Annotated in this window: 23 protein-coding genes, 2 tRNA genes and 1 other RNA gene; 23 read left to right on the top strand and 3 right to left on the bottom strand. The window is 51.9% G+C overall.

Annotated elements, in window-relative coordinates; genetic code table 11:
* Positions 1-152: 152 nt before the first annotated feature.
* The 13 genes from CI070_RS08815 (at position 153) to CI070_RS08760 (ending at position 11078) form a co-directional block, all read left to right on the top strand.
* The gene (locus CI070_RS08815; RefSeq protein WP_094135218.1) at positions 153-494 is read left to right on the top strand and encodes a hypothetical protein; all 342 of its coding nucleotides are present in this window, start codon (positions 153-155) and stop codon (positions 492-494) included.
* A 28-nt stretch (positions 495-522) separates the two neighbouring features.
* On the top strand, positions 523-1464 hold the full coding sequence (locus CI070_RS08810) for a DUF3560 domain-containing protein (RefSeq protein WP_143245478.1): 942 nt from the start codon (positions 523-525) through the stop codon (positions 1462-1464).
* On the top strand, positions 1461-2162 hold the full coding sequence (locus CI070_RS08805; protein ID WP_094135216.1) for an HD domain-containing protein: 702 nt from the start codon (positions 1461-1463) through the stop codon (positions 2160-2162). Before CI070_RS08810 ends, CI070_RS08805 begins: the two co-directional genes overlap by 4 nt.
* Positions 2163-2224: 62 nt before the next feature.
* Entirely contained in the window at positions 2225-4489 is a 2265-nt protein-coding gene (locus CI070_RS08800) for a hypothetical protein (protein ID WP_094135215.1), read from the top strand.
* An 11-nt stretch (positions 4490-4500) separates the two neighbouring features.
* Positions 4501-5271, top strand: a complete 771-nt coding sequence (locus tag CI070_RS08795; protein WP_094135214.1) for a hypothetical protein — start codon at positions 4501-4503, stop codon at positions 5269-5271.
* Complete coding sequence (locus CI070_RS08790) at positions 5268-6605, top strand: hypothetical protein (RefSeq protein ID WP_094135213.1); 1338 nt, start codon at positions 5268-5270, stop codon at positions 6603-6605. Before CI070_RS08795 ends, CI070_RS08790 begins: the two co-directional genes overlap by 4 nt.
* Positions 6606-6622: 17 nt before the next feature.
* Entirely contained in the window at positions 6623-7093 is a 471-nt protein-coding gene (locus tag CI070_RS08785) for a hypothetical protein (protein WP_094135212.1), read from the top strand.
* A 9-nt stretch (positions 7094-7102) separates the two neighbouring features.
* Positions 7103-7387, top strand: a complete 285-nt coding sequence (locus tag CI070_RS08780) for a hypothetical protein (RefSeq protein WP_094135211.1) — start codon at positions 7103-7105, stop codon at positions 7385-7387.
* 77 nt (positions 7388-7464) lie between these two features.
* A complete protein-coding gene (locus CI070_RS08775) occupies positions 7465-8052 on the top strand; it encodes an N-acetylmuramoyl-L-alanine amidase family protein (RefSeq protein WP_094135210.1) in 588 nt (195 codons plus the stop codon).
* Between the two features lie 2 nt (positions 8053-8054).
* The gene (locus tag CI070_RS13630) at positions 8055-8369 is read left to right on the top strand and encodes a hypothetical protein (protein ID WP_179218273.1); all 315 of its coding nucleotides are present in this window, start codon (positions 8055-8057) and stop codon (positions 8367-8369) included.
* A 7-nt stretch (positions 8370-8376) separates the two neighbouring features.
* Entirely contained in the window at positions 8377-10014 is a 1638-nt protein-coding gene (locus CI070_RS08770) for a portal protein (protein ID WP_179218272.1), read from the top strand.
* Between the two features lie 5 nt (positions 10015-10019).
* The gene (locus CI070_RS08765) at positions 10020-10298 is read left to right on the top strand and encodes a hypothetical protein (RefSeq protein ID WP_094135208.1); all 279 of its coding nucleotides are present in this window, start codon (positions 10020-10022) and stop codon (positions 10296-10298) included.
* A 6-nt stretch (positions 10299-10304) separates the two neighbouring features.
* Positions 10305-11078 (top strand): hypothetical protein, encoded by a 774-nt coding sequence (locus tag CI070_RS08760; protein ID WP_094135207.1) that lies wholly within the window; start codon positions 10305-10307, stop codon positions 11076-11078.
* 228 nt (positions 11079-11306) lie between these two features.
* On the opposite strand, the gene ssrA is transcribed toward CI070_RS08760, so the two are convergent.
* Positions 11307-11666, bottom strand: a transfer-messenger RNA (tmRNA) gene (gene ssrA / locus CI070_RS08755).
* An 81-nt stretch (positions 11667-11747) separates the two neighbouring features.
* Positions 11748-11824: transfer RNA gene (locus CI070_RS08750), tRNA-Arg, on the bottom strand.
* A 214-nt stretch (positions 11825-12038) separates the two neighbouring features.
* Here CI070_RS08750 and CI070_RS08745 point away from each other — a divergent pair.
* The 4 genes from CI070_RS08745 (at position 12039) to CI070_RS08730 (ending at position 16728) form a co-directional block, all read left to right on the top strand.
* Positions 12039-14189: a RecQ family ATP-dependent DNA helicase gene (locus CI070_RS08745; protein WP_094135396.1), complete on the top strand. Its 2151-nt coding sequence runs from the start codon at positions 12039-12041 to the stop codon at positions 14187-14189.
* A gap of 317 nt (positions 14190-14506) precedes the next feature.
* A tRNA-Ser gene (locus tag CI070_RS08740) sits at positions 14507-14599 on the top strand.
* Between the two features lie 154 nt (positions 14600-14753).
* On the top strand, positions 14754-16052 hold the full coding sequence (locus tag CI070_RS08735; protein WP_094135206.1) for a tyrosine-type recombinase/integrase: 1299 nt from the start codon (positions 14754-14756) through the stop codon (positions 16050-16052).
* A gap of 43 nt (positions 16053-16095) precedes the next feature.
* Positions 16096-16728 carry a hypothetical protein gene (locus tag CI070_RS08730; protein ID WP_143245477.1) on the top strand — a complete coding sequence of 211 codons (633 nt, stop codon included), beginning with the start codon at positions 16096-16098 and terminating at the stop codon, positions 16726-16728.
* A 643-nt stretch (positions 16729-17371) separates the two neighbouring features.
* Here the strand turns inward: CI070_RS08730 and CI070_RS13180 are convergent.
* Entirely contained in the window at positions 17372-17920 is a 549-nt protein-coding gene (locus CI070_RS13180) for a hypothetical protein (RefSeq protein WP_102747734.1), read from the bottom strand.
* A 35-nt stretch (positions 17921-17955) separates the two neighbouring features.
* Between CI070_RS13180 and CI070_RS08715 the strand changes: the two genes are divergently transcribed.
* From CI070_RS08715 to CI070_RS08680, 6 genes are all read left to right on the top strand, one after another.
* Positions 17956-18237: a hypothetical protein gene (locus CI070_RS08715; RefSeq protein ID WP_094135203.1), complete on the top strand. Its 282-nt coding sequence runs from the start codon at positions 17956-17958 to the stop codon at positions 18235-18237.
* 165 nt (positions 18238-18402) lie between these two features.
* Positions 18403-18705 (top strand): hypothetical protein, encoded by a 303-nt coding sequence (locus CI070_RS13965; RefSeq protein ID WP_218824893.1) that lies wholly within the window; start codon positions 18403-18405, stop codon positions 18703-18705.
* Entirely contained in the window at positions 18692-19039 is a 348-nt protein-coding gene (locus CI070_RS08710) for a hypothetical protein (RefSeq protein ID WP_046435212.1), read from the top strand. Before CI070_RS13965 ends, CI070_RS08710 begins: the two co-directional genes overlap by 14 nt.
* Positions 19032-19718, top strand: a complete 687-nt coding sequence (locus CI070_RS08705; RefSeq protein WP_094135202.1) for a hypothetical protein — start codon at positions 19032-19034, stop codon at positions 19716-19718. Before CI070_RS08710 ends, CI070_RS08705 begins: the two co-directional genes overlap by 8 nt.
* Positions 19719-20223: 505 nt before the next feature.
* The gene (locus tag CI070_RS08690; protein ID WP_094135199.1) at positions 20224-20619 is read left to right on the top strand and encodes a hypothetical protein; all 396 of its coding nucleotides are present in this window, start codon (positions 20224-20226) and stop codon (positions 20617-20619) included.
* Positions 20620-20918: 299 nt separating this feature from the next.
* A complete protein-coding gene (locus CI070_RS08680) occupies positions 20919-21779 on the top strand; it encodes a DNA adenine methylase (protein ID WP_143247131.1) in 861 nt (286 codons plus the stop codon).
* The last annotated feature ends 475 nt before the right edge of the window (positions 21780-22254 follow it).

The raw sequence follows: 22254 nt of genomic DNA, 5'->3' as shown, positions 1-22254 counted from the left end.
AAGAACTTCCTTGTGTCATACAAAAAAGAAACAGAAGAAAAACCTTGTTTTAGTATCGTAACGATACTAAATTAACCATGTCGGCAGGAGATTGGACACCTCCTCCCGATGGGTTCCGGCCTCCGGGACTCAACGCCTGAAACGAAAAAACAATGAACACCGAAATCAAAAATGAAAACGTCGTGGCTCTGCTTCATGCGGTAGCCGTTTCCTCCGGTCTTGTCAAAAAAGGCCTGCCATGGTGCAAGCGCGTAAAAGTCGCTCCCGGTTCGATCTCCTTCAACATGTTCGGGCCTACGGAAGACGCCAATGCCTGGCAGGTCTCCTTTCATCTCTCCTCCCTTCGTTCCAGAAAGAAGGTAGATGAACTCCTGCACAACCTCGCCATTGCCGCCATGGACTTCAAACTCTGCGACGGCTACGAACTCCGCTTCTGCAAGGCGGACAAATACGTCAGCATCATTATCCCGGACAATGAAAAATATGCAGCCTGAACCGAACGCCAACCAAGGAAACAAAGCCATGAACGAATACATCAACGACATTTCCCAGCAAACCGCGGAACGCGCCTTCAACGGAACCAGCTTCTCCCCTGACAGACGCGGGGAAAGCCTGCGGCGCGAATACGCAAATGACCTCGCCTCCTTCCAATCCGTCTTGGAAAAATACATGAAGGGGGAAGACGAAGACAAAATCGACGAAGAATTCGAGCGTTTCCGCTCCGGCCTCAAGCAAAGATACCTTGCCTACTGCTCGTCACACTCCCGCTGCATGTCCGCCTTCATCGTCGGCCCGGCCCGATTTCCATCGGCACGCATGCAAAAATACTCCGGCTGGGCAGACAACAAAATGAGGGAAATCAGCTCCTTCATCGAACGGGCGGAAAAATCCGTCAAAAGGAGATACTTCAAAGACCCCAACGGCCCCATCAAATCCAGTGACCCGGATGCCGTGGAGCGGCTGGAAGCCAAGCTTTCTGCTTGCCGCAAAACGCAGGAAACCATGAAAGCCGCAAACGCCGTCATCCGCAAAGCCAAGGGAGACAAGGATAAGGCTATGGCTGGACTCGTTGAAATGGGATTAAGTGAACAGACCGCCTCCAAAATCCTCACGCCGGACTACTGCGGCAGAATCGGCTTTTCGACTTACACTCTCGCTGGCAACAACGCGGAAATAAGAAGACTCGAAGGCCGCCTCCGTAAAATCAAAACTGCCAAAGAAACCACCCCGGAAAAAATAGAAACGCAAACCGGAATCATCATTGAAAAATGCCCGGAAGAGAATAGAATAAGGCTCTACTTCCCGGACAAGCCGGACGAAACTGTCAGGGGCAGCCTCAAGGCAAACGGATTCCGCTGGTCGCCTCGCCTCAAGGCATGGCAGTCCTACATCAACTGGAAGACGGAACGCTACGTCCAGAAAGAAATTGTCGCATCACAAACTGGTGCGCTCATTGAGACATGACCACTCCTGAACAATTCATTGACTGGGTAAAACAAATACTCAACATCAGGAAAACCCCCGCCGTTGAAAAAGCGGCGGGGATACTTGGAGTTACGCGCCTCACCATCTTCCGCTGGCTCAACGGAACCATGCCCCCCAGCAAAACCGCATCCCTCCTCATGGAACGCATCATCAGGGACAACACGGACTGGCTCCCCGAACGTGCCACCGCCTTCGCCCGGCAGGCCCATGAAGGCCAGACCAGAAAATTCACGGGTGCCCCCTACTACACCCACGTCGAAAGGGTGGCTGCTCTTGTCAGGGAACGCACGGACAGGCCGGAACTCATCGCCGCTGCCTATCTCCACGACACGATGGAAGACTGCGGCGTCACCTATGAAACCCTCGCGCAGCACTTCGGCCATGCCGTCGCAAACATCGTCCACGCCCTCACCAATGACGATGCGCGGAAAAAGCAACAGGGAAAAGTACGCTACATGATCGACAAACTCACTGCCATGAACCCGGATGCTCTCCTGGTCAAACTCTGCGACATCCTCAACAACATCTCGGAAACCCAGTCCGCCAATCAGGCTCGCAACTACATCCTCATCATGGACGGTCTTCTCTCCAACCCTCCCCCTGCCTGGAACAAAACGCACGCGGACATTGCAGCGCAAATCCTCGCGGCCTACCGGAAAAACTGGACGCAGGAATAACAACCCCGTTTTTAACACCGTGAGCATACCACGCCGGATAACTGGCATGGTATCTCGAAGTCATGCTTGACTTCCTCGGTGTCACTGAAAACTGGTCAGCCATTGAAAACATCCCGTGGACGCAACGCTGGACATTCAGCGATGAATCCACCTTGGAACCCGTATCTCTGGACGGCGTCACTTTCACCGGGCGCGTCCATCTTGAAGGCAGGGCGGAACCCGTCGAACTCGACATCCAGAAATCCGCAGCAGCGGAAGAAGCCAACGTCCTCATTGTCTCCTGCATAGGACTCCCGGAAGGCCGCCACGCTTACGAAATCTACTCCGTCTCGGAATCCGGCAACCAGAACCGTCTCATCAGCGGCTACATCGGCGTCATCAAATCCATTGACAAACTCGTCGATGAACTCAAAACCTATGCCTCCCGCACCCTCTCCATCCGCCTCCCCGGCCACGTCACGCGGCAAATACGCCTCGAATGGCTCTCCTGCACCCTTGCCGCCGCATCCGCGCAGCAGGCATGGGAATACTACGAACAGGTCAAACAAAAAGCGGAGGACATGGAAGAAACCGCCCGGAAAGCGGAAGAAGCCGTGGAAAAACTCTCCGGTCTTGACGAAAAACTCGGCACCCTTGACCAAGCAGTACAAGACGCCCGTGACGCTGCCGCAGAGGCGGAACAATGGGCCACGGACGCCAGCCGCAAAGGAGACCCTGGACTCACCCCTTACGTCGGCCCTAATGGCAACTGGTGGACTGGGGAAGGGGAACAGGCCGTAGACTCCGGCATCCGGGCCGTTCCTGTGGATGGAATGGACGGAAGGGACGGTCAGGACGGAGAAGACGGAAAATCTCCTGTCATCCGCTACTTTGAGGGAACCGTTGCAGGCATCAGCTACAGCGGCAACTATTGGTACGTGTGGGGGCTTGACCCGGACACGGGGGAACACGCCTACATATTCACTGGCATCCTTGCGGAAGGTAAAAACGGCACGCCCGGCCGGGATGGACTCGACGCCGACTCCATCACGCGCCTCTACCTGGACTCGGCGGACGATCTCCCGCGTCCCGGCAACCACGGCACCGTCTGCTACATCCCTGTATTGGATCCGGAAACTCACCAGCCCACCGGACAATACACCGTCTACTGCTGGCTGCTCCAACAGGACGGCACGGCAGACTGGCTACCCGTCAATCAGGACTTGCATGACTACTCCCGCTACGCCCTTACGGACATGTCCAACCTGTCCGCCGGGGCGGACGACTACGAAACCCAGTACCCGGATAACTACCTCCCGCGCCTCTCCTACCTCAAAAGGGCTTTGGCTGCTGCCATTCAAAACACGATTACCCAAATTGCCCGCGCCGCTACCACTCAACTACTCGGCATGATCAAGCTTGGCACCGCCACGGTGCAGGATCCGGCTCATGCAGGCATGCTCGGCATCAACCAGGACGGAAACGCCATGACGCCGGAAGCCAAAGTAAACTCTCATGGAACCGTGCGTCTTGGAACATCCGTCAAACAGGACGCTGCTTCCTGCGCTGTAGTCGGCGTCAATGAAGCCGGGCAACTCCTCGTGCCGGAAGGAAAAATCAACTCCTATGGAACCGCCAAATACCGCAACAACAAAAACGTTGTCAATGGTGCCTTGGTGGACACCAACGCCAACGGTGCCCTCATTGTACCGCTGGCAGGCTACCGTTCCTATGGAACCGTCTGCTTCGGTACGCAATACGACATCACCATCAACAACGCTCCGCACGTCCTCACCCTCCCCAAATGCAACGGGGAAGCCACCTACAACAAATATGCGGGCAACATGGTCAACGCCATCTGCATCAACCTCGCGCAGCAGGGATGCCTTAAATACAACGGTAGCGGCCCAAATGGCCCCAACACGGGAAACAGTCTCTACCTCTCCCACAACAACTCCCTGACCATCTCCGGCGGCAGCCTTGGCGTCGTCCGCTATCAGGACATCGTCTTCCACGACAGCTACGCCTCCGCAGACAAAGGCGGATCCGTCAAGATAGGCTCCAATCTGGAAATCTCGCAGGAAGGCGTCTTGACCGTCAACATCGGAACAATGGACTCGGAACTCCCTGTCTCCGGCCAGACTGTCAAGCAGCACATCGGCAGTCTCGGTCATGTCACTACCTCCGAACTGGAAGCCAAAAACTACGTTACCAGACCCCAGCACGACGCCGACCTTGCCTCCCGTGTCGAATGCGCCGGAGGCATCAAAAAACTCGCCTACATGAGTGAAGACGAATACGGCAAACTCGCCGTCAAAGACGCCTCCACCCTCTACCTCCTCTATTAACTATTCCTGCCATGAAAGCGGCCCTCGGCACCATCCCGGATAAATACGTCTACTCCGCCTACCTCGGAGAAAGGCCGCTTGCATCCATCTACCAGGGCACCACAAAAATCTGGCCGGACAACGCCCAGCGTGTCACCCGTATGACCCTGGACGTGGCATCCCTGGACGGAACCCTCAACGGCATCTACTGGCAGCTTGCTCTGGACGCCGTGGACACCGGATGCACCGCCTCCAAATTCATCCGCTTCACCTGCGACCGCACCTACAACGTCAACCACACCTACGGCAGCTACCCGCTCGTTTACCACATGGGCAACGGCGAATTCTCCTTCCTCAATGAACAAGGTCCGCTTGCCCGCAACGTTCATGTCGGAGACGCCGTAGCAATCAACCTCGTCATCCCCAGCCGCGACAGCATCCGCACCGGAGGACTCGACAATGTCACCGTCAGCTACGACTACCCTTCCTGCATCCCCGGCACCACGGTGCGCGGTTACTTCAACAAAGGAAGAAAAAAAGTAAGTACAGGAGTGCGCCTCATTGTTGCCAGCCTGCCATCCAATAAAACACTGCTGGATCGCCACCAGCAGCAAAACGGACATGTCCGCGGAGACCGTGACTGGGAATACGGATCCGTCGGCTACATCCCCGGAGAAACAGGAGTGCGCCTTACCGTCACCCCGCATCAGCCTGTAGGCGGAGCCTGGGGCGGTTACTTCCGTTATCCCGCCTTCCGCGTCACTCTTCATCTCAACATCCTTCGTATAGAAACCACGCCATGACCATTCAAACAACCATCGGAAAAACCTACGCTGTCACTTCGGCGGCGGAATGCACTGTCACCACCCCGGAAGGCATCCTCATTGCTACCTGCCCGGCAGGAGAACAAACGCTCTTCGTTGCCCCGACAACGGAAATTGAAATCAGTGACGATGCCGCCCTTGTCACAGAATCTTTTAAAGGTGCCCCTGCCGGATCCGCTGCCGCCGGGGGCCTCAATAACAGGCAGGTCGCCGCCGTTTCGGACATTGTTGAAAACCATCTCAACGACACCATTACCGAGCCGCACACCACCGCTACTGGAACCGACAACGCCAATTTCAAATGGTGCCAGTTTGCTCCTACTCGCGTCCTGCCCGGTACCGTCGTTGCTGTTTCCATGCCGTGCCGCAGGACCGCCTCTGCCCAAATGACCGCGAACCCGGTTTACCTATCTGTTTTTCAGCTCAATGCAGGCGGAGAATATGAACATGTGGCAACCAGTGAAAACGCCGTGGTGCAGGCCATCGGCCAGACCAGCCGCTGGACCTTCCGCAAGCTTCAGCTCACAGGCCGCACGACGCGCCTTTGTCCCGTCCCGGACACGGCAACCAAATGGACTGACAAGCTTGTACTGGGCGGACGCGTGACCCCGGTTTCCGGGGAGGATAGCAAAATCACGCCCATTTCCGGCTCCGGGGCTTACGTCGCGGAAGCCGTCTTGGAATATGCTCACCAAGAACCCAAATATGCAACGGCTCCGGCAGTGGAAAGCCACGTTTCCGATACTGCCGTTCACATTACGGAAGAGGAGCGTACTACTTGGAACAACAAGGCGGACGCCTCCGCCCTGTCCGGCAAGGTCAACACAGCTACCTTTAATTCCCATACCGGAAATAGTACCGTCCATGTGACGGCGGAGGAACGCACTGCCTGGAACGCAAAACAGGATTCCATTGTGGATGAAAATGGAATGGCGACCTTCTTCCGCTGCGCCATCTACAACGAGAGCTACAGCCTGTTTGCTGTACTGACAGGGGAAGCCGTCTGGCAAAACAAATCCAGCGGCACATTTTGCCTGCGCGGTGACGATGCCTACTCGATGGGGGTCACTTTGTCGGTCGGGCGTTCCAATGGGGAATCTGCGCGGATTATCAAGCAGAACCAGAAGGCCCCCCTTAGCCCTACGGACGTTCCCAACCGCGAGGAAGGCAACACCTGCTGGGTCAAATTCAGGATAGACATGACTGATGCCCAGTATGAAGAGGCGGCATCCGCAGGCACCCTCGATGCAACCACCCTTTATGTAACTTCCGACGGCGGGAAAGTCTATATCGGAACCCACGCACTCAATTAAACAACCAAAACAAATCCATGACTACAAACCACAACCACACCGAAGAAATCGCAAAGGACATGTACAACATGTACCAATCCGCCATATCCCACGCCCCGAAACAAACGGGCTGGGAAGATGAAACGCCCACCGTCAAGCAGGCATGGTATCACGTCGCAGACCAAGCTCTTCCCATCATCGGCAGGCATGCTCTTCAAGACGTGCAGAACTATCTCAAGGACAAGGCAACCTCCTCCTCCGGCTGGAAAAAAGCTCTCTACTGGGCAGCCTCCATCATTGCCGCCGGGTTGGCCGTTCTTGGCATCTCATCCTCCCTTGCTGGATGCGGGCATGACGTCACCATCACGCCTGATCATACGGAAATCTGCAAAGACGGCTCCTGCCTCGTCCTGGACAAAAACGGCCAAAGCATCACCTACCGCCAGAACGCACCGGAACCTCCGGCCACCGTGGAACAAACCCCAGTCGTCATCAAACAGGAAAAATAACCCCTGCACATGGATAACATCTCGCGTGCCTCCTACATTGTCGGCTCTATCCTTGCCACCGTTCCGGCCACAACGGAACTCGAAGGCTGGGTATCGGCAGTCGGTTCCCTCGGAGGCTTCGGCGTCCTTGTCTACGCCGTCAGTTACACCATCAAACTGCTCAAGCGGAAAGACGACATCATCGACGCCCGCGACCGCCAAATCAGGGAACTCACCATGCAGCTCATCAGCAACTGCAAAAACTGCGACCTCGCCAAAGCGGCCAACAAAGCCCTCATTGACGACGAAAACTAACCCCAACTGTAAAGTTTTTCTTACAAGTTCGACTACCGAGGATTCCTCGTCAGTTCTAGCAAAAACAACTTATAACCATGAATATCGCTTTAGACATCGGACACGCCAACAACACCGGAAGCCGCGGAAACGGCTTGGAGGAACATGCCACCGCCTCCGTCATCGTTGACCACCTCGCCCCCATGCTGCGGGCGCAGGGACACAACGTCACCGTTATTGACTACCCTTACATGGACAACGACGACGACCTTGAAGCTACTGTCAAGGCCATCAACGCCGGAGGCTATGATATTTCCATCTCCATACACTGTGACTCCTCGGACTCTCCCTCGCCCCGTGGAGCGCATGTCTGCCATCACCGGACTTATCACGACGACGGCACCTGTACCGACTCCGCACAGGGGAAAGCCCTTGCCGAAGCTATTGCCGGGCCACTCTGCAAAATCCTTCCGGGCCGCGCTGACCATGTACAGGCCCGTCCTGACCGTTCCTGCACCCCTCCGAAAAGCAGTCTCTACGTCCTCCGTAAAACCAACCCTCCCGCCGTCCTTGTAGAATGTGGCTTCATCTCCAACGCCGGAAATGCAGACCTCATGAAAAATAACCCCGCAGCCATCGCCCGCGCTATCGCGTGGGGCGTCAACACCTACACCCAGCGCAAATAACCATGGGACTTGGAGCAGCAGCAATAGCAGGTATCGCCTCCGCAGTCGTCGGGGCGGGCAGTGCGGCCTACGGCATGCACCAGAGCAACAAACAGGCCAAGGCCCAGGCATCCGCAGCGAATGCCATGGCAGATGCCATGGAACAGCAGCCTACCGTACAAACCTCGAAAGTGGCTGAACAGCAGACGCAGGACACGCAGGCATCGGAACAGGCAGTCAACACCGAAGCCCGCCGCCGATACTCCCTTGCCCAAACCGTCAACAAACGCCCCAGCCTCAACAGCGGCATCCTCACCGGGCGTAAAACACTCGGCTAATAACCCTATGGACTACATCAAAACATCCGAAGCCCTACTCGATGAAATGAACTCCCAGTCCGGCGAATGGAACTGGTTGCGTCGTCACATCATGCCTCGTACACAGGCCGCTTCTGAAATGGAGGAACGTCCAACTCCATCATCTCGCCGTAAACATTGCACAGTCGCATTCGAATCCGTTCATACTTTTGTAGGAGCCTGCATGATGTACATCATCCCGGCAGGGCAACAGTGGTTCAAACTCAAATCTGGTAAAAAAGGAAAAGGTAAATCCTCGCGTTACGACGACTGGTTCTCCAAGGCATCCGAAATCACACACGAAGAACTGGCAAAATCCAACTTCTACACCGTCATGCATGAATGCCTCCTCGACTGGGCACTTTGCGGAACAGGCTGCGTCTACAGCGACACATTGCCCGACGGCACCCTCAACTTCACCTATGTCCCCACAGGTACCTACGGCGGCTCCGAAGGCCGCAATAAAAAACCTGACACACTCGCGCGTCTATTCAAACTCTCCCCATATCAGGCCGTCAAGCAATTCGGCTACAACAAACTTCCCCAGCGTATACGCGATGCCTACGATGACGACAAACGCCGCTATACGGAAAAACACCAATACCTTCACATCGTCCTCCCTCGCCATACATCCGACTTCGGCCACGACCTTATCAACCCCCTCCGCATGAAATACGCGTCCGTCTATATCGCATGGGACGCAGACAAAGTCATCATTAACGAAAGCGGTTATAACGAATTTCCCTACTTCGTCCCACGCTTTTTGAGATACGGAGAAGGCTTCTTCGGCTATGCCCCTGGAATGAGTGTTAAAGAAGAAATAGAAGCCATTCTCAAGCTCGAAAGAGTCATGGACGTTCTTGGAGAAGTCGCCGCCTTCCCCCGTCTCCTGACCTTAGCCGACCAAATCGGAGAAATAGATATGCGTGCCGGAGGCCGTACCGTCGTCAAACCACAGGCAGCGGGAATGAACATGCCCCGCGAATGGGCCACCTCCGGACGTTACGACATCGGAAAAGACCGCATCCAGGACAAGGAAGAAAAAATTCGGCAGGCATACTTCATTCCCTTCATCCGGGTCATCAGCAACGTAGACCGCCAAATGACCGCTACCGAAGTTGTCGCTCGGCAGGAAGAACAAGTCACCGCCATCACCCCGGCCATGACGCTCTTCATGACCGAATGCAATACCCTTATACACCGTATTTTCTCTATCCTCTTCCGGCAGGGAAAATTCCCTATCGAAGACATGCCCGACGAACTCGTCGTCCGAGATCAGGGCGGAAGTGAAAACTTCGAAATCAAAATCCCTGCTGTCTCCTACAATGGAAAAATCAGTCAGGCCATTGAACGTGCCCAGCGTAACGGAGGCGACTACTACATCCAGAACGCCCTTGCCTACACCCAGGCCACAGGCGACCCATCCATGATTGAAATCGTGGACATGCGTAAATATGGCCGGTTCCTCTATGAAAGCACGGGTGCCCCCACGGACTGCCTCCGCAAAGAAAAAGAACTCGAAGCCCTCGACCAGCAACGCGCCGCCGCTGCCCAGCAGCAAGCCCAGCTTGAAGCCATGCAGGGAACCGCCAAAGCAGGCCGTGACATCGCAGCAGCACAAAAATAACAGCCATGACCGAAGAAGAACAATTCGAGCAGGACTACAAAGCCTACGTTGCCACCCGGCGCGCCCATCTTGCCGCCCACATCACCCCGGAAACAATCGCCTACCTCGAAGCCGAATTCCAAACAAACCTGCCTTGCTACCAGACAAGGAACCCAGCCACCGGGGAACCTGTAGAACCCAACCCCATCATGGCCGCCATCCGCGACGGCCAGCGGGAAGTCATCCTCTGGCTCAAACACGAGCTATCCCAATACGAAAAACAACAACAGAAAACCAACCAATAAACCATCATGCACACCAACCTATTCAACCCATTCCGCCCACTCCTTCGAGAAGAAGTCCCCGAAAACGTTACCCCTCCCGGAGAGCAGAACCCGGCCCCCACGCCTACCGACCCTCCGGCCCCGGCTGTTGGGGACGAAAACCCGGCAGCCGGAGAAGGGGAAGACGCCAACTTCAACCTCGATGCTGATCCTGAACCGGATCCCGCACCCGGCGACGAACCCAATCCGAAGGATCCAGCCAAAGAAGAAAACCCGGACGACGCCGGAGAATACGCTGTTGAACTCCCGGAAGACTTCCAGGCATCCGACGACTTCCGCAACCTCGTCACCGAACAGGCCAAGGCCGCGGGGCTTGACGGCAAAGCCGCTGGGAAATACGTCTCCGGCGTCATCACTGCTCTTCAAAAAGCCGAACAGGAAGCCCTCGCCCAGTCCACAAAGGCACTCAAGGAAGAATGGGGCACCAACTTCAACGCCAACATGGGAGCCGTCAAACAATTCACGGCCAAGCTCCGCGCCAAATCCGGCCTCACCACCGAAGACCTCGCCCCGCTGCAAAGCCCCAAAGGCTTCAAACTTTTGCATGCCCTCATGACCGCCACCAGCGAAGACGCCTTCGTCGGCAGCAAAACCGCCGCCCCTGGCCGCAGCAACGCAGAAGAAGCCCATGCCATGCTCACCGACCCCAACCACCCGGACTACGCTGCTCTTGACGACCCGGAACACCCCCGGCACATGGAAGCCAACCGCAAATACAACCGCCTCGTCGGCCTCTCCTGACCTCCCAGCAACTAAGCAAATGCCCCCTGTTCCGAATCAGGGAACAGTCCCCACCGAAGCCCTCTCCCGCCCACCACAGGGGAGGGCTTCTTCATGCCTGCAAGACATACCTTCGACTGCAAGACATTGTTTCCAAAACGGATTTCAATGTCTTGCAGTTTGTCTTGCAGTTTTATAAAAACAAAAACCGCAAGCGTTCTTTTTCAAACGCTTGCGGTTGTTTTGAGATGGTGGAGGCGACGGGAGTCGAACCCGTGTCCTGAAGGCCATTGATGACGGCATCTCCATGTTCAGACGCATATTGCTGCTTTCGCGGCTGCTTCGCCATGCGTCAACTAGGCAAGCTCGCTAGTTGCCTGTGGAAGTCTCGTGCGTTGCGCGGCAACCCCGCATTGCACCAGCCTGCTGTCTCTTCGTCGTCCCCTCTAGCAGGCGTTGAGGTTCTGACGCGGCTGAACTAATTAAGCAGCCAGAGCAAGGTCGTTAGACTCTGCATTTATTTTTTTAATCGGCTTTTTAGAAGGCCAGCCGATTAACCTTCACATGCAGCCAGCACCGCAGACTTCCAGTCGAAACCATGGCGCCCCCATATGTATTTACCAGTAGAGACAAAAAATCCCGCCGTGATGTTCAGGCAGGAATCATTTTATTTGCTGGTAGTGATGCAAGTGGCACGCCCGTAGGGATTCGAACCCCAAACCTTCTGATCCGTAGTCAGACGCTCTATCCAATTGAGCTACGGGCGCTTTGACTTGCGTCGTTTACCGCGTAAGCGGTGAGAGAAATATAGATTTTTCTTCGGGAAAGTCAAGATGTTTGTAAGATGATTTGAGAAAAAAAATTCATTTTTCTCTTTTCGAGAAAATAAATTTTCAGAAAAGGAACCGTTGACTGCGGGATGGAGAAAGAGGGGAAAGTCGTTGCGTCATGGAATGGCCTGTGGCACACTAAATGGAGGAAATGAGCGAGTTTAAGGTGATCAGGTCGCCGATGGAGGCATTGAAGAAGTTCTTCGGCTTTTCCGTCTTGAGAGAGGGCCAGGATCAAGTGGTGGCTTCCATTATGGAAGGCCGCAATGTATTGGTAGTGATGCCCACGGGAGGAGGAAAATCCCTGTGTTACCAGCTTCCTTCCTTGTGCCGGGACGGGGTTTGCCTGGTTGTCAGCCCTCTAATTTCTTTAATGAAAGATCAGGTGGATGCCCTTGCCGCCAGGGGGATTCCCGCCACCATGATTAACAGCTCCCTAAGTTTTTCTGAGCAAAAGGAACGTTTGGACGGAATGAGGAAGGGAGCGTTCAAGCTGGTGTATGTGGCTCCTGAACGTTTTGGTCATGAAGGGTTCATGCATGCTCTGGCGGAGGTGGATGTAAATATGGTGGCTGTGGATGAAGCGCATTGCCTGAGCCAGTGGGGGCACGATTTCCGTCCGGATTATCTGAAGCTGGGAAGAGCTGTTGAGATGCTGGGGAGGCCCCAGGTGGCTGCGCTGACCGCTACGGCCACGCCGCGTGTGCGGGAAGATATTCTGAAACATCTGGGGCTGGATGACCCGGTGACTATTGTGCGCGGGTTTGCGCGGGAAAATCTGCATTTCCGCATTACTGCGTGCGATACGCACAAAGACAAGTACAGGAGATTGTATGAATTGGTGAAGCGTCACAAGACGGGCATTATTTATTGCTCCACCCGCAAAAAAGTGGAGCAGGTATATGAGGCTCTTTCCGAGCTTGGATTGAGCGTGACTGCCTACCACGCCGGCATGACGGATGAGCAGAGGGAGGAGGCCCAGAACGCTTTCATGAACCGTCATGCGGATATTGTTATTGCCACAAATGCGTTTGGCATGGGCATTGACCGGGCGGACGTCAGGTTTGTGGCTCATTTTGAAATTCCCGGCAGTGTGGAGGCCTATTATCAGGAGGCCGGACGAGCCGGACGAGACGGGAATGAAGCGTATTGCGAACTTTTGTTCAACCATGCGGATTTGCGGACCCAGGAATTTTTTATTGAAGGAGTAAATCCGGGAATTCCATTGATTGTGGAGCTGTACGAGTTGCTCAGGAAGCATTGCAGTGCGGAAACCCACGATGTCATGTGGTCTCTGGAGGAAATGGCGGAGCGTCTCAAATGCCGTAATGCCATGCAGGTGGGGGCAGCTTTATCCGTGCTTATACGCAATGGAGCGATCAGCCGTCATGACGTTCCGGGACAACGCGTGAAGCTTACCAGAGTAACGGATCCTTCCATAAGCGGTTTGAAAATTCCTCTGGATGGAGACGCCCTGAGGGAAAAGGAAGTGAGGGACCGGGAGAAACTGAAGGCAATGACGGAGTTCGCTTATTCCTCCGGCTGCCGTCAGCAATGGATTTTGAATTATTTCGGGGAGGAAGATGGAGTTCCGTGCGGCCGCTGTGATCAGTGCCTGACGCTGGGCGTTGAGGAAGGCCAATCTCTGGGAGAGGAAGAGACCTTGGTGGTGCGGCAGGCGTTGAGCGGGATTGCGCGCGCGTCCGTGCGTCTGGCTGATGGTTCATGGCAGGGAAGATGGGGCAAGACGAAGATTATTCAGATGCTCAAAGGGGCGAAAACCCAGGAGTTGTTAAGAACATCCCTGGTCCGGCTGAGTACTTATGGCATCCTTTCCCGATGGAGCGAGGACGATATCCGCCAGTTGTTCCGTGCCATGCAGATGGCGGGATTGACCAGAATGAGCGGAGAGGCGGATCGTCCCCTGATTACCCTGAGTCCGAAAGGCAATGAAGTGATGATGGGGCGCAAGAAGGCATCTTTGGTTTGGCCTTTTGCCCGCCGGGGAAAAATACCCGTATTTATGGAGCAGGCCAGAGTCCGGTCTACGGGAAATTTGGCTGCCCTGGGCGAGTTTGACGAGGATTTGTTTTTGAAGTTGAAGGAACTGAGGAATGAACTGGCTCGGGAAGCCGGGATTCCGGCTTATGCCGTATTTCACAATTCTACGCTGGAAGGTCTGGCCAGGTTGAAACCTACCACCCGCCGTGGCGCTATGAATGTTCACGGCATTGGAGAGCAGAAAGCTGCCCGTTACCTGGATGATTTCCTGGAAGTTATTGCCGAGCATTGCGGGGTTTAAATAGGTCTTTCCTGCTATTTTTCCAATCAGGTGTGCGCCGTTTCCGGAAAATGGCGTTCATGCTATGCTGAATATATTTTTCGGAAAAAAACGGATGTTTATTTCAATAATATATTTATTGATATGAAGTTGTGTATATTTTTTTCTCTTTCAAGGAGATTGTTTTTTTGTCCGAATGGAACAATCAAATGAATAGCTGTCTATCCCAATCCAGTAGAACCGAGAGGATTGCTTGATCGATATTTTTGACTGTATTATTTATGTATTGACTTCATTTTGGGAAGCGTGTAGTTTCTTTTCCACACATTACTCAAGACGGAGCGGTGGCTGAGAGGCTGAAAGCACTCCTTTGCTAAAGGAACGTACTGGCAAAACCGGTACCGAGGGTTCGAATCCCTCCCGCTCCGCCAAAACCTTTCTTTTTTTAAGAGCCTGCATCTCCATGGTGCAGGCTCTTTTTTGCTTGTAAATCAATGGATTAAGTTCTGGTAAAAATGGCGGGTGACAGGATATGACGGGATATGAATTATTGCTTTTTAATGCCATTTATGATGTCATTGGGATATGGCCTTTTTGCGAGAAAGAAAAAAGTCTCCTTATTGGTATGCTTGTTTCAATGTACATGAACCGTCTGGCAGATGGAAACAAGTGTCCAAGTGTACTAAAATCAGAAAAGAACCCATTGCTGGATTGAGCGAGCGAGAGGAAGGGCGGTTGCTTGCTGCTGGCATGGAAGAAGAGAAAATAAAGGAGTTGAGAGAGGTAGGAATGTCCGCTGCTGAAGCACGGAAACTGGCCCAAAAGGTGGCCGATGCGTGGGAGTCTGCTATGAAAAAGTGTTGGACAGTTACTCATATCCGCAGGGTTATGAGTGATTTAACATTTGACGTAGCAGGTGATGATCTGGTTGTTCCTTCTGTTCGTGGCTGGTTTGAAGAGTATATTTCCGGATTGTCCAGAAGGGGGAAAGCTATGGCAACGGTACGAAATTATCGTAATGCGAGGGAGAGGTTTTTTGCTTTTTTAGGAGAGCGGGCAGATTGGCCGATGGATCGTATTACTCCTAAAATGATGAATGATTTTATGATGGATTTAGCTGGAATGTATGCTGTACGTACAGTAAAGAAAGAATTCCAGATTGTTTGTGGCATATTTAATGCTGCTGTACGATTAGGGCTGTTAGACAGGTGTCCGGGACAGGGAGTGGAGCTGCCGAGGGATAAAAAGACGGATTCTGGAAGAATTGCCCGGCGCGGTTTTACGCTGGAAGAGTTGCGGAGAGTGTTGGAGCGATGTGATGAGGAGTGGAGGAGTATGGTGTTGTGTTCTCTTTATCTTGGCGGCCAGAGGTTGGGGGATGTGGCGATGCTGAGGTGGGATGCTGTGGATTGGGAAAAGGGAGTGGTGAAATTGGTGACTCAGAAGACGGGCCGGGAGATGGTGGTGCCGATGGTTCCGGCTTTGGCCGGAGTGTTGCGCGAGCGGCAAACTGTCTGTGGAGAGGATGCCGTGTTTGTTCATCCGTCCCGTGCCGGGATGTATGAGCGGTCAGGGAGCGGCAGGTTGTCAGCGGAGTTTTCCGGGATGTTGTTTGATGCCGGTTTGATTGACCGTGATCCACGATTGGCCGGGAAAAGATACAGGAAATTAACTCCGGCCAGAGACGGAAAGAGAAGGGTGAAGAATGAGCTGTCTTTCCACTCTTTGCGTTATACTGTGGCGACGATGCTGCATGATGCAGGAGTGGTTCCGGCGATGGTGCAGGAGATTGTAGGGCACTCTTCCGCCGCCGTGCATGCCGGGTATATTAAGTTTGGAGCGGAAGCGACGGAGAAGGCGTTGGAGAAGTTGCCGGAGTTGTAAAATTTTTTCTTTATCTGATTTAAATTATAATTATTGTGACGATATGTGTGCAATGCGATTGGTAAGTAAGAAGGAGAATCCTGTTAGTGCGCTTTTGGCTTCTGAAAGTAGAGAACACGCAAAAAGGTTTATAGATATACGGGTATTGTCTACCGAAGGGATAGAGGATGAAATAGATGTTTTGAGAAAATTGGCTAGAGATTATTATGAGGTGTGTGATGAAAATGTAAAACTCAAGAAAAAACTATCCGATGTTAATGATGAATTGAGTAAATTAAATTCTATAAGAGAAAAAGAGATTGAATTGTTAGAAGTTTTAAAGGAGAAATTATATTCTTGTTGGGTGAATTCTAATTGTTTTATTCAAGGGACAATTTTCTTTTTTGCTGTAATTTTAAGTGTCATAGGATTTATATACGATGGTTCTTTTATTGGCCCTTTCGTGTTGTTTTTAATTGGGAGTCTGTTATCTCTTCTGAAGGGGTGGGATAGAAATGAACATTATGATTCAATGATGTATATTTGTTCAAAATTGTTGCTTGATAATAAAGTTGTGGGTAGTAATGGAGATGATAGCCCTTTAACAATGAAAGAGCGTCTTGGTATAGTAATAGTTGCTGTGCTAGTGACAATTTTTTTGAGTTTCATTACTGTGGATTGGTCAGTTATTTTTTAATGGAAGGAGTTTGAGCGCGTGTTTTGTTTCTCCTAAAGTATCATTATTGTTTTTTGCATGCCGAAGAAAAAAGCCGCCCAGAATAAGGCGGCATGAAAAATTCACTTCTAGGGCGGTTGTTTTGGCGACCGCCTTATGTTTTGTTATTGTTCGTTGTCAAGGACGATCCATACGTTGTTCAGGGTGTCTCTGACCCATGTGGTTACTTTCCTACCTTGGCGGGTAGTCCATGTGAGCACAATGGCTGATTCCTTGAGGTGGTATATGGGTTTGTCTGTGTCTCCTGTTTCCCATGGCATATCCGGGGATATGACGGCAATGAATCCTTTCATGGGCAGAAGGCAGTCTTGGTTGTTCGTAGTTACTGTGTGTACAGGCGTGGACATGATACAGTTTTGTTGATTTACAGTTGTTTGTCGAGTTTTTTAGGAAGAAAAGGGAACATGGTGAGAATTTGAGAGCGTGTTTTGTTTCTCCTAAAGTCTCATCATTGTTTTTGTATTTGTTAGAAAAATGCAGATTCTAACAAATATTTCTTGAAGAGAAGGTGTAATTGTGGCAAGGAGTGGCTTAGTTTATTGGGGACAGTTTTTCCCAAATATCCAAGTCAAAATCACAATTAGAGAAGTAATAACCGATGATGTTACGCAGAGCCTGATTTTCTCTTTGCGCCCGGATTAGTTCCGATGCGCAGTATGCCGAGAGTTTCTTCGGTTGTGCGTTTCCGGGTGGCGGGATCGGAAGATTCCGTATGGGAGGGGAGGCCTTGTTTGGCTGTCTCCTGTTTTTCCGTGCCTTGTTGTTGAGAGGCCAGCCGGGCAGCAAGGCGTTCTCCTATATCTTCTTGTTCACTGCACCACTCCACCGCCATTGTACAGTAAGCGGAGAGTTCCATGCGGAGGCGTAGAGCTTCTTTTTCCACCCGTCTTTGAGTGTCGTAGTCCAAGCGCAATTCCATTTTCCCGCGATTGTCCTGATTCGGTAAATTAGAAGGTTGTATAGAAGATTGATATTGTGTTTGAAGCATCAATTCATTAATTTTCAAAATGGCCTTAGCAGGGACAATACCTTTAGTTTCAAACCATTTTTCTACAGTTCTTTTAGATTTGGCTCCGCATTGTTTAGCGAGCCATTCTCGGTCTTTTCCTATTGTTTTGAGCCAAGATTTTATTTGTTCTTTGCTAGGCGTCATGCGCTAACAATACGGTCTTTTTGCGTATTGGCAAGATGATTTTATTTCTGAATTACGAAAAAAAACCGTGTTTTATTGTTGACGAACACGGTGTTTTTTCGTATTTGGGTGACATGCGAAAGACAGAGCGACCGGAAATAGATTGGTTGGGCCTGAGTCCGCGAGCAATGGCGCGGGTGATGGAGCTGAGTGAGCAATTAAAAATTACTCCTAAAAAGGCGTTTGAGTTGATGGTGGCGGAAGCTGCCACACAGGGAGCCGATGTGAAAGAAGCATCCGCAAGCAGGAAGAAGCTGAGAGCGGGGACTGTGGCATGATGGATTTGATGGAGGAGGTTGAAGGATTGGAGGAGTTGGAAGAGGCGATGTTAGAGGAGTTGATGTTGCTGGGGTGGGATTACAGTCACAGTCCTTTTTATTGAAAAGATTTTATCTCCCGGCTCCAAGGTGGAGGCCAAGAACAACAACCAACAACTGAATGATATGGGTGTAATTGAAGATGATGGCTGGCATGGGGGGAATCCCTGTCCGGGAGGCCATTTTCTGGCGCAGGATGAGGAGAGCATCAAGCCCAGCCTGCGGAGGGATGAGAGGGCATGGTGTCCTTTGGTTCCCTCCGCAGGAAGGGTGCTCCCGGTGAGGATGGGTGATTTGCCTTGGGGAGGCAGGCCTTGCATGCGGGCGTATGGTTCTCCGGGGAGGTGCTGCCGGGTGAGAGGGTGGTTGTGGGGGATTGGGGTAGTGGTGTGTTTTGTGTTGATTGGAGGTGTTTATGTCTGCGGCTGATGATTTTAACAAGATTTTGTTTGCGGATGCCGTGCTGGATTTGCTGGCCGCGAAAGTAGTGGAACGGTTGGCTGCAACGGGAGGCGGGCAGGATAAGGCTGCCGGGGTACAGGTGAAGGTGGAGAGTGGGCAGGATTGGGTGAGTGCGAAGGTGGCCCGTGCGGTGCTGGGACGTAGTGATTCATGGCTTCACCGGACGGCCCAGCAGCATCCAGAGATTAAGCGATCCATGAAGCAACCGCACCAGAAGGTGGGGCGTCCGTTGTACAGTCTGCGAAGGATTTACCGAATTTTGGAAGATTCCGAAACAACCAAGAACCAAGACCATGAATAACAATGTGAAAGAACGGCCCATTCTGTTCAGCGCGGACATGATCTGCGCGCTATTGCAGGAATACAGCATGCCCGGCCAGTACAAGAACCAGACGCGCCGCACGCGCGGCCTGAACCGGTTTAATAATTTCCCGGAGCACCTGAAAGAAAGAGGCTGGGAGATTCAGGATTTCATTGAAGCTGACACCGGCTTATGGCTTGCCGTCTCCAATGACGAAAGTGGGGAATTTCCGGATGATGATTTTAATCCGTGGGTAAGATGCCCCTATGGAAAAGCGGGTGATCGATTGTGGGTGAGGGAAACCATTTTTTTACCAATGAAATCTCCCAAAAGATGGAAGTCAAAGGTTGCCCTCAAGTGTTCCATTCCGTCGATTCACATGCCGCGTTGGGCCGCCCGAATTTTATTGGAAATTACAGAAGTAAGAATTGAGCGGCTGTTAGACATTACACCGCAGGATGCCCGGATGGAAGGCATTGAAAGCGTCTGGCACGACGAAGAAACGGATGTCTGTTTATGGAAGGATTATTCAGGGAGATCCAATGGGTACATTTTTGCCCAGGAGTCTTACTTTTCCCTGTGGGATAAATTAAAGGGAGCCGGAGCATCTAAAATGAATCCGTGGGTATGGGTTATTAAATTTAAGGTTTTAACTATTAACGGAGTATGCGATGAATAGCGTTGAGTGTGTAAGCAGATTTGCGTGCAATGTGAGGCGGCTGGGGTTGCGTCTGAGCGGGGCGCAGGTGCTGGTAGCATTGGCAAAGGGGATAAGGCGTCACAAGGGTATTGTTTCAGATACCGGGTTACACGGGAATACCGTGACTAATGTGCTGGCGGTATTGATAGATCAGGGGCTTGTAAAATATGCGAGTGCGCTGAAGCCGAGAGTGTACTTGTTGACAGAACGGGGGATGCGGGAGGCGAAGGATTTGATGGATATGAGGAGAGAGGAGGAGAGCAATGGGTAAGGCATCTTCTGTAGAGTTTGACATGGAGGAGGAGATTTCCTGTTTGCGCCGTGATGCTGATTGTTGCAGGGCGCGTGCGTGCTGGATTGAAAGGCAATTCCTGAAGAGAGAAGGAGAGTCGGCACCTCAGATTTTCCGGGATATGGCCGCCCGGTACGAATGGATAGCGGCCCGTCTGGAAGAATTACAAGAACTGAAAGGAAAAAGAAAACCATGAATCCTGAACGAATAGCCGAGTTGAAAAAAGCAACTAGAAAGAGCTACACGCAACGCCGTAAGAGGCTGGTTTCCATTATTAAAGCTAGAATAGAGCAAATCGAGAAACAAAAGATTAGGGATTTGGGTGATGCTTTGGAAATCGCTCGGCAGTCCAGGCGGTGGAGAAATAGGCTGAGTAAGTTTGTTAAATTAACAATAACCGTCCGGCCAACTCATGTTCTGATGGTAAATTTGTGGGGCAAGGATACGTTTTTCCGAGCTGGAACGCAGCAGCAAATGGAGAATCTTATTGAGGAGTTTCCGTCCTTGGTTGTTGCTGGCTATAGCATAATTTGCATTAGCGGAATGGCAAAGGTTTTACAGAAAGGAGAATTACCGGATGAGGCTTAAATTTGAATACGGGAAAGCCTTGGGGAGGTTGGAAGAGTTCAGAAAGAATTATCAAAACCATCCCTGTGTGCAAAATCTCACCATGCGTCATTTTTGGAGGACGGCCCAGGTTTGCTGCGGCCAAAAGACGATCACCAACAGGCACGCCGAACTAATCAAGAATGCGCACCGGCTATGGGCCATGCTCAGGCGTACCTGCTGGACTTGCGAACACCTACAAATTCGACGTATTGGGAAAAATTATGAAGACCTAACTTGTCCAGTCAAAAGTATAAGAATTTTCAACTCTCAGATAAACCGTGCCCGAAATTGCGATTGCTATAAGCTCAGAAAGGAGAGTGTGGACAATGGATACTAAACGTCCCCGAAAGAGGGCTTTGGCTCGTTATTTAGGAGGAAAGAACAGGATAGCCCCCTGGATTATTAGTTTTTTCCCGGAACATCGGTTTTATGTTGAACCATTCGGGGGCTCCGGAGCAGTGCTTTTGAATAAGCAACCTGCATTTTTAGATGTGTATAACGATTTGGATGACCGGGTTGTTAATTTTTTTGAGGTGCTTAAAGATCCGGAAAAGGTTGAGCAGCTTATTAAGTTGCTTGAATTGACACCTTATTCTCAGGAAGCATACAAAAGGTCTTTTGCGGTCTCCGAAGACCCCGTTGAGAATGCCCTGCATTTCGCAGTTAACTCTATGATGAGCTACGGAGGAGGAATCCATAAACCGGGCTTTAAACGCAACGGATTGTACCGAACAACCCCTTATCCTCAAACGTGGCGTGAATATCCTGACGTAGTACGTGAGTGTGCTATTGAGTTACGGGCAAGGAATATCGAAATTAACAAAATGGATGCTCTGGAGATTATGTCCCGATACGATTCTGCTGATACCTTACATTACGTTGATCCTCCTTATGTACAATCAACAAGAGGCAAGAACGTAAGGTATGCGCATGAATATGATGAGGATGACCATGAAGAGCTCCTTAGGTTCCTTCAATCATTGAAAGGAAAAGTGATTTTGTCCGGCTATGATTCTGAGTTGTATTCCAAATATCTTTCTGGTTGGCAGAAAGAAACAAAGCTAACGCGCGACACGCAAGGTAACAAAAAGACGGAGTGTCTTTGGATGAATTTCACTAACCAATGGATGCTTTTTTGACGATGCCACGCAGGGAAATCAGAGACTGGTGTCAGGAGGTGGAGATGGATGAATTAAGCTCCACAGGAGAGCGTGTGTACGTTCGTCTGCGAATGGCGGCGGATAGTGCAGGGAGGTTCTACGGAGACGCGGAGTGGGTGCTGAGCAAGTGTTTTTCCTGCCGGGTGCATTTGTCCGTGGATGAGGTGGAACAGGCCCTGTGTGAGCTGGAGGCTGCCGGGATGGTCGTGAGGTATGAGGTAGAGGGTGGACGGTATCTGGCGATTACGGAGTGGGGCGTGAGACAGAGGAGCGAGCCTAAGTTTCCGGCTCCTCCTGTGAGGGTTGCGAGGCCCGGAGATGCCGTGTCAGACGGTTGTCCGTCAGCTGTCAGTCAGTTGTCAGACAAGCGTCAGTCAGTTGTCGGACATATGTCAGACAGTTGTCAGACAGTCCCCCTCTCCCCCTCCTGTCTCTTATACACATCTGACGCTGC

The sequence above is a fragment of the Akkermansia muciniphila genome (genome assembly GCF_900184965.1).
In the GTDB taxonomy this organism is placed as follows: Bacteria; Verrucomicrobiota; Verrucomicrobiia; order Verrucomicrobiales; family Akkermansiaceae; genus Akkermansia; species Akkermansia muciniphila_A.
This window is presented reverse-complemented; position numbering and strand designations above follow the sequence as displayed.

What these genes read in the sequence shown, in the direction of transcription:
- CI070_RS08815 (WP_094135218.1), top strand. Translation starts at nt 153, where the DNA reads ATGAACACCGAAATCAAAAATGAAAACGTCGTGGCTCTGCTTCATGCG.
- CI070_RS08810 (WP_143245478.1), top strand. Translation starts at nt 523, where the DNA reads ATGAACGAATACATCAACGACATTTCCCAGCAAACCGCGGAACGCGCC.
- CI070_RS08805 (WP_094135216.1), top strand. Translation starts at nt 1,461, where the DNA reads ATGACCACTCCTGAACAATTCATTGACTGGGTAAAACAAATACTCAAC.
- CI070_RS08800 (WP_094135215.1), top strand. Translation starts at nt 2,225, where the DNA reads ATGCTTGACTTCCTCGGTGTCACTGAAAACTGGTCAGCCATTGAAAAC.
- CI070_RS08795 (WP_094135214.1), top strand. Translation starts at nt 4,501, where the DNA reads ATGAAAGCGGCCCTCGGCACCATCCCGGATAAATACGTCTACTCCGCC.
- CI070_RS08790 (WP_094135213.1), top strand. Translation starts at nt 5,268, where the DNA reads ATGACCATTCAAACAACCATCGGAAAAACCTACGCTGTCACTTCGGCG.
- CI070_RS08785 (WP_094135212.1), top strand. Translation starts at nt 6,623, where the DNA reads ATGACTACAAACCACAACCACACCGAAGAAATCGCAAAGGACATGTAC.
- CI070_RS08780 (WP_094135211.1), top strand. Translation starts at nt 7,103, where the DNA reads ATGGATAACATCTCGCGTGCCTCCTACATTGTCGGCTCTATCCTTGCC.
- CI070_RS08775 (WP_094135210.1), top strand. Translation starts at nt 7,465, where the DNA reads ATGAATATCGCTTTAGACATCGGACACGCCAACAACACCGGAAGCCGC.
- CI070_RS13630 (WP_179218273.1), top strand. Translation starts at nt 8,055, where the DNA reads ATGGGACTTGGAGCAGCAGCAATAGCAGGTATCGCCTCCGCAGTCGTC.
- CI070_RS08770 (WP_179218272.1), top strand. Translation starts at nt 8,377, where the DNA reads ATGGACTACATCAAAACATCCGAAGCCCTACTCGATGAAATGAACTCC.
- CI070_RS08765 (WP_094135208.1), top strand. Translation starts at nt 10,020, where the DNA reads ATGACCGAAGAAGAACAATTCGAGCAGGACTACAAAGCCTACGTTGCC.
- CI070_RS08760 (WP_094135207.1), top strand. Translation starts at nt 10,305, where the DNA reads ATGCACACCAACCTATTCAACCCATTCCGCCCACTCCTTCGAGAAGAA.
- CI070_RS08745 (WP_094135396.1), top strand. Translation starts at nt 12,039, where the DNA reads ATGAGCGAGTTTAAGGTGATCAGGTCGCCGATGGAGGCATTGAAGAAG.
- CI070_RS08735 (WP_094135206.1), top strand. Translation starts at nt 14,754, where the DNA reads ATGGCCTTTTTGCGAGAAAGAAAAAAGTCTCCTTATTGGTATGCTTGT.
- CI070_RS08730 (WP_143245477.1), top strand. Translation starts at nt 16,096, where the DNA reads ATGTGTGCAATGCGATTGGTAAGTAAGAAGGAGAATCCTGTTAGTGCG.
- CI070_RS13180 (WP_102747734.1), bottom strand. Translation starts at nt 17,920, where the DNA reads ATGACGCCTAGCAAAGAACAAATAAAATCTTGGCTCAAAACAATAGGA.
- CI070_RS08715 (WP_094135203.1), top strand. Translation starts at nt 17,956, where the DNA reads ATGATTTTATTTCTGAATTACGAAAAAAAACCGTGTTTTATTGTTGAC.
- CI070_RS13965 (WP_218824893.1), top strand. Translation starts at nt 18,403, where the DNA reads ATGGGTGTAATTGAAGATGATGGCTGGCATGGGGGGAATCCCTGTCCG.
- CI070_RS08710 (WP_046435212.1), top strand. Translation starts at nt 18,692, where the DNA reads ATGTCTGCGGCTGATGATTTTAACAAGATTTTGTTTGCGGATGCCGTG.
- CI070_RS08705 (WP_094135202.1), top strand. Translation starts at nt 19,032, where the DNA reads ATGAATAACAATGTGAAAGAACGGCCCATTCTGTTCAGCGCGGACATG.
- CI070_RS08690 (WP_094135199.1), top strand. Translation starts at nt 20,224, where the DNA reads ATGAATCCTGAACGAATAGCCGAGTTGAAAAAAGCAACTAGAAAGAGC.